3 protein-coding genes are annotated in these 5,784 nt (G+C 45.9%); all 3 read left to right on the forward strand.

The features are described 5' to 3' along the window. Positions 1 to 128 precede the first annotated feature (128 nt). On the forward strand, positions 129 to 2,513 hold the full coding sequence (locus JMF85_RS12000) for a DEAD/DEAH box helicase (RefSeq protein WP_201318266.1): 2,385 nt from the start codon (positions 129 to 131) through the stop codon (positions 2,511 to 2,513). A gap of 2 nt (positions 2,514 to 2,515) precedes the next feature. After that, a complete protein-coding gene (locus tag JMF85_RS12005) occupies positions 2,516 to 5,278 on the forward strand; it encodes a DEAD/DEAH box helicase (protein WP_201318267.1) in 2,763 nt (920 codons plus the stop codon). A 39-nt stretch (positions 5,279 to 5,317) separates the two neighbouring features. Then, positions 5,318 to 5,784: HD domain-containing protein (locus JMF85_RS12010; RefSeq protein WP_201318268.1), on the forward strand; the 467-nt coding region annotated here is incomplete at its 3' end.

A 5,784-nucleotide genomic window follows, 5' to 3' on the forward strand; every position in this document is an offset into this window, starting at 1 on the left:
CTGAGGGAATTTACACATAAAATAGGACTTGATCGAAAGAAGAATTTGTACTATGTGAGGATAACCGAATTCCTGGCGTCGTAAGTCATGAATTTTCATCAGAAGATGTACTGGATAAGCTGAAGAAGTTGGCCGAGGAAGAGGCCGCTGAGATTTATGTACATACACTTCCTGCCAAAGAAGCAACTTTTGCAGATATTCCTGAATCTACACCGGAGCCCATTAAGGACGCCTTACATCGAATGGGAATTACGCAGTTATATTCTCACCAAGCACAAACAGCCGATGCAGTCCATTCTGGGTCGAATGTTGTCTTGGTCACTTCAACATCATCCGGAAAGACGTTGTCCTATAACCTGCCGATTCTTAGTCGTTTATATAACCATCCTGAAGAACGTGGATTATACATATTTCCAACAAAAGCGTTAGCAAATGATCAGTTGGATCAAATTAAACGTTTTGGCATGCAACGAACGGAGAATAATTCTTCCTTGGATGAGTGGTTTGAAACTCAATTGCACTTAGGAGATCGCCTGATTCATATCGGCCGGCTGGATGGTGATACCGAGAATGGGCCGCGGCAGCGAATCATGGAAAAAGCACAGGTATGGATGACGAATCCGGATATGATTCATTACTCCATTCTCGGGCAAGTTCAGAAGGTGAAGTACGCGACCGCACACCACATTCGAAATTATCTGCGGAACCTCAAATTTATAGTGCTTGATGAGATGCATATGTACCGAGGTACATTCGGAAGTCATGTCGCATTGGTACTCAGACGCCTGCTTAAGGTTTGTCGAGAACTTGGTAATACTCACAACATCCAGATTATTACGAGCTCAGCAACGATTGAGAACCCTGCTAGATTAGCAGAGGATCTTACGGGGCTAAGTGGCTTTACCCTCATTAATACAGATGGTTCCGCCCATCAGAAAAAGGGGATCGTCCTCTGGAATCCTGGCATGTCAGCCGACGAACAAGTCCGCCGCGCGCCTTCTACTGATGCCATTACGATGGCGAAACAAATTATGACTGTGGATCAGAAGGTGATTAAGAGTATCATTTTTCAGCCTTCTCGCAGCCAGACGATGGTCTTTACCCGCTACATCAAAGACGTATTGCGCCAGCCTCTCCGGTTACCTAAAGAGAAAGTGGATGGAGAAAAACTCGCGGCTTTTTATACTGGAATCCTACCGAATGATACCCGGAAAAGGATTATTGAGCGGCTCAAGTCCCACGATATTCATGTCATTATTACGACCAATGCCCTTGAAGTCGGGATTGATATTGGTGATTTAAGTCTTGCCGTTCTTGTTGGTTATCCCGGATCGAAAGCGGCATTCTCCCAACAGATTGGGCGCGTAGGCCGCAAAGGCGAGGGAGTCGCCGTATTGATCTTGCAAGACGAACCGCTTCAGCAGTATTACATGCGAAACCCACTTGAATTTATTCATAAGGCTCCCGAAGTAGTTAGAATTAATCCAACAAATTACAAGTTGTTGGCTTTGCATATTCCTCTAATGAGAGAAGAGCTGGGGAGAGAAGTTACGAAGGAAGACTTGCAGAACATGTTCCCTGGAGTACTCGAAGACTATATTGAGACTGTACTGCAGGTTGCCGCATCTGCAAATCAGGAAGAAGTCGTTGATAAAAAGTTTAGCCTTCGATCCATCTCCGGGCAAAACTACAGCGTCACTATTCGTGGACAGGATCAAACGATAGTTGACGGTCTGGATGAATGGAGTGCTCTTCGTGACTTTCATGAAGGAGCGATCTATTGGACTCCTGGAGAAAAAGGCTATCGAGTAGACTCTATCAATCGCAGAAAAGGCGAAATCATTCTATTGCCCATTCAAGAACTAACTTATTACACCCAATCTACTTATCGTGATGCTATCGATATTATGCAAACTTATCAGAAGCAAAATATCGAAGGAATCGATATGACCTATGGTGAACTGGAGATCAAGCGGAGCGTCTTCGGTTATAAAAAAGTTTACTTCGGACAGAAGCATGAATCGGAGCAGGTTCAATTGGATCATCCGTCCGTCACCCGATTTTCTCCCGAAGGAATGTGGGTTACATTGACGGATTCCCAATGGGGTCACTTGAGGAATAACATCCAGGAATGGGTAGATGAAAGCAGACCCCTTGATCTGTTGGCCGAAGGCTCTCTTCACGCTGCAGGTCACGCTATGACTTCCGTTATTCCTGACCTCATTATTTGTGACGCGAATGACTTTACAGGTTTTTCGGCGAGTGCAATGACGGCTTTTGCGAATCGACCTGTTATCGGCTTCTATGGCGAGAACGGGTCCGGTCTCGGAACCATCGAGGCGATTTACGAAAAACTCCCTCATGTGCTACGAAAAGCGCTTGAACTTATTGAAAGCTGCCCTTGTGCTGAAGGATGTCCTAGTTGCGTGCAGCTCCCTGGTAAAGGAAATATTGAATTGTTCAAATCTGGAGCCATAATGCTGCTGAAGATACTGATTGAAGGGAGTGATTAAGAATGCCTGTAATCTGCTCTGCTTGTGGGGGGCAACGGCCATATGGAGATTTTGTCCAAACCGGTTATAAAGCTGATCCGAAAGGATATTACCGTTATATCCATCAACGGGCAAACGGGATTCGAATTTCGGAGTGGCGCTCCCTTGAACCCGATATGGAGTCCTATATAAACAAACAAGCTGGCGTTTATTGTACGCATGATGGATGTTCAATCTTGGACGGGATGTTGACACCGGAAGAAATGGAAATGATCTCAGACCGAAGACTTCCCGTGCAACAAGCATTCGATAGTGATATGCTCGTCCAGAACTTGCTTGAAGTCGGAAAACGTATCCGAAGCGACGTACATGTACATCAAATTGACGCCAATCAAGGCGCTTATGCTGAACAAATCCTTATGCCCAGTTGGCTGCAACGGAAGCTTCTTTCACTGGGGATCAATAAGCTGTATCAGCACCAAGGAGAAGCCATACAGAACATCCGGGAAGGACGTAATGTCGTTCTCTGTACGAAAACCGCATCGGGAAAATCATTGGCTTACAATGTTCCCATTATGGAAAAATTGGTATCTGATCCGAACGCGTGTGGGCTATATTTGGCTCCGTTCAAAGCATTGGTCGAAGATCAGTTTACCCATTTGAAAGAATGGGCCGATGATATAGAAGAGCAGGGAAATAAAATTTCGCTTAATGGATTTTCGCGATTCACTGTGAATGGACAACAAATATCTGTTGGACTTCTTCATGGGCAGCGGAACGTTCCGGAGCATATGAGAAAAGATCAGGCGTCTAGCTTCGTGTTCTCTGAGGGGCGCTATTGGCTGACCAACGTCCACTACCTGCACTTAATTCTTCAAGGAGCAGGCTCATCTACGGGAAGAGGTTCCCAGCTATTGCGCTTTTTGCAGAATCTTCGGTATGTGGTTATTGATGAGCTTCATCAGTACTCCGGATTGTTAGGTTCAAAGGTTTCTTTGGTCCTTCGCAGATTAAGAATGTTATGTGACAGATTGGGGAATAAAAACGTCCAGTTTATTGCCTGCTCGGCTACCATTGCTAATCCAAAGTATCTAGCTGAAGAATTAACAGGAATGCGTGGACTGAAAGGATTTCATGAAATATCGGGTGTACAAGCGCCAGTAAAGAAGAAAGCGATTTTGATGTGGAATCCTGGCTTATCAGACGATGAGCAGAAGAAAAGGGCTGTTGTTTCCGATCTCTATGAAATTCTGCGCACGATCTACAAGGATGGAAGATGGCCAAGAAGTATCATTTTCACAAGCAACCGCCAGCAAGCCCAGCTTTTAAGTCGTGAATTAAACATGATATTGCGCAGCCATCTTCATGATCATGCCGGGCTTTCGGCAGACGAACCACATGAGTTTTTTCTGCCGTATCATGCATACCTCACGCAAGAAGTTAAAGAACGAACCATACAAAAACTTGAGCAAGGCGAGATCCTTGGAGTGGTCACTACTAGCGCCCTAGAGGTCGGAATTGATGTGAAGTGTCTGGATGTATGTATTTTGCTTGGATATCCAGGTTCTCAGGCCTCCTTCTGGCAGCAGGCTGGGCGTGTGGGGCGAAGCAGAGACGGTGTGGTGATTATGATGGTTCAGGAAGAGCCATTGCAGCAATACTTTGCCCGCAACCCTGAAGAATTCTTTACGCTTTCGCCTGAATCTGCGGCGATCAATACAACGAATCCCAAGCTATTAAAGGAGCATCTCGCATACGCGGCTCACGAACTGGGAGGGACGTTGACGAATGCTATGAATTATGTTCGCTCTTCGGCGCTTCGCAAGGTGGTTGCGGAAGCAAGCGACCAGTGGCAGCAGATTGAAGGGAAACTACACTATCAAGGAGAAACACCCCGGTATCAAACTTTGTTCACTATGGGCGATACCTATACGGTTGTAACCAAGAACGGCTGGAATGAGGACATCTTATTTCAAAGTGTGGACGGACGTTCTCTGATTCGAGATTATCACGTAGATGCCGTATTTCTGGGACCTGACAATCGTACCTTCTATAAGGTCAAGTGGGTCAATAACAGGCAACGCAAAGTGGTTGTAGAGCCAGTAAGAACGGATTACCATACTCGCGGAATTGTTCGTGATAGCATTGAAATCCATGATATAACCAATCCTCTGATAAGTGACGCGGCGATCAAATCCAATCTTGGAAGCATCATCGTAAAACGAAGTACATTTGGCTACAAAAAAATCTACAATCACGGCGCAACGCCTCCCGAAACTGTGCAATTAACAAACACATATCCTGTCAGTTTCCAAACAGAGGCATTTTGGCTGATGTGGGACCACCAAGGAAGGGATGAACTTAAGGGTCTGCTCAAGGATGTGCAGAATCACGAATCCATTGACTTGGAGACTTTGGTTGAGGGAAGCCTTCACGCAGTCGAACATGCCATAGCTTCGGCGATACCGGCCGTTGTAAGGTGCAGTATGGCTGATTTTCAGCACACATCTTTTTATTCTGGCTCAGCCTTGTTTGGAATGCCCGGAATGTTCTTCTACGACAGCCAAGCAGGAGGCGGTTCGGGTATAGTCGAGGTAGTTGCGGATAAGTTTGGGGTTCTTTTGGAGAAAGCCCAACAGATCATGAGCAGCTGTGGTTGTTCGGAAGGTTGTCCATCCTGCATACAGCTGTTTCATTGTGAGAAGCAGAATGAGCCGCTGCATAAGGCTGGGGCTTTGCTGGTTCTTAATCACCTGCAAAAATATCCGGTTTGCAACCATTCATGAGAAACTGATCTTTGAAATTGAAGGGAGGAAACCGTATCCATGACTTTAATCGATAAGGCAATTGAGTTTGCTGCCGTTGCACATCGGGAACAGCGCCGAAAAGGCACAGAGATACCATACATTAGTCATCCTTATGCTGTGGGCATGATTTTGCAGCGGGCAGGTTGTTCGGAGGAAGTTGTCGCGGCTGGAATTTTGCATGACACGTTGGAAGATACCGATACAACGGAGGAGGATTTACTGGCCTTCTTCGGTCCTAAAGTATTGGAAATCGTAAAAGGCTGCTCAGAACCGGACAAAGGTGCATCATGGGAGGAAAGAAAGCAGCATACGCTCGATGAACTTAAACATGCAACCGTTGCTATTCGGCAGACGTCCTGTGCAGACAAATTACACAATATTCGTTCGATTAAGAGGGACTTGAAGCAGTACGGTGAGGAGGCATGGTCTGGTTTCAAACGAGGACGTGATAGTCAGGAATGGTACTATAAGGGGCTGGTGGAAAG

It is taken from the genome of Paenibacillus sp. EPM92 (assembly GCF_016586185.1).
GTDB classification, from domain to species: Bacteria; Bacillota; Bacilli; order Paenibacillales; family NBRC-103111; genus Paenibacillus_G; species Paenibacillus_G validus.